The sequence below is a fragment of the Alcanivorax sp. HI0083 genome (assembly GCF_001635175.1).
In genome coordinates, this window is record NZ_LWFX01000104.1 from 1 (window position 1) to 677 (window position 677).

General features: G+C 58.5%; 1 pseudogene. It reads right to left on the reverse strand.

Annotated features, from left to right (window positions below):
• Nucleotides 1–677, reverse strand: a pseudogene (locus A3754_RS26930) (hypothetical protein); the annotation flags it as partial.

A 677-nucleotide genomic window follows, 5' to 3' on the forward strand; every position in this document is an offset into this window, starting at 1 on the left:
CATCCTGCCCAGGGCCTTCGTAGCTGTCCGGCAAGGTGGTTTTTTTCTTCAGGGCACCATCGGGGCAACTGTAGCTGATATCGTCGCCGTCGATGATCAGGGAGAGATGCACCAGACCATTGGGATGCTTGGCCATCAGCTCGGTAAGGTCCAGCTGGTAGCGTTGCCAGCCATCACTATTACCCGGCAGGGTCAGGGTTTTCTGCCACAGGTAGCGGCCGCTGCGTGAATCCATGTCGGCTTCATTCAGTTCGCTGCCTTGCAGATACCGGCCGATGTTGTCATCGAATACCCGGAACGCCTGCACTTTCACCGAGTGCACGCCCACCGCTTCAAACGGTACGCTGAGTTGTTTGCCATCGGGCAGGATGGTGCCGTCGCCGACAAAACGCACCCCTGGCTTGCTGGTCATCAGGGTAACGGTTTTTTCCAGCTTGTCCGTCAGACGACCCTGGCTGGCGGAGCGCAGGCTGCCGTCAATCACCAGCTTCACATCGTCTTCCAGCTCATCCTGCGGATAAATGCGCAGGGTGCTGCCATCCACTTCCACGCGGGGCGCCTTGCCATTCAACGTGACCAGCCCTTTCAGGTTCTGGGTCGCTTTCAGGGCCTCGGAAAAATTCACCTGGACGTGGGGTTTGGGATAACTGACCGCCCGCACATTGGTTACCGCGAAG